This is a genomic window from Maritimibacter harenae (assembly GCF_009882975.1).
Taxonomy (GTDB): Bacteria; Pseudomonadota; Alphaproteobacteria; order Rhodobacterales; family Rhodobacteraceae; genus Maritimibacter; species Maritimibacter harenae.
On sequence record NZ_WTUX01000041.1, the window covers coordinates 1 to 281 of the forward strand.

1 protein-coding gene is annotated in these 281 nt (G+C 64.4%); it reads left to right on the forward strand.

What is annotated here, in order from left to right:
• Nucleotides 1–281, forward strand: a 281-nt coding sequence (locus GQE99_RS20240) for a TRAP transporter large permease subunit (RefSeq protein ID WP_161353776.1), incomplete at both ends; no start/stop codon positions are given.

Here is a 281-nt window from a genome sequence, read left to right on the forward strand (position 1 = left end):
TCGATGACCGGTCTCGGCATGAAAGCGGCCAACGTGATCCTGACGATCAGTAATGGCCAGCCCGGTGTGACACTGGTGATCGCGGCCATCGTGACGATCATTCTCGGCCTCGGCATGCCGACGCCCAGTGCCTACATCCTCGCCGCCGTTCTGGTGGGGCCGGCGCTGGCAAAACTCGGATTCCCGATCCTCCAGAGCCATATGTTCCTGCTCTACTACGCCGTGTTGTCGGCGCTGACACCGCCGATCGCAGTCGCGGCTCTCGCGGCCGCGGCGATCGC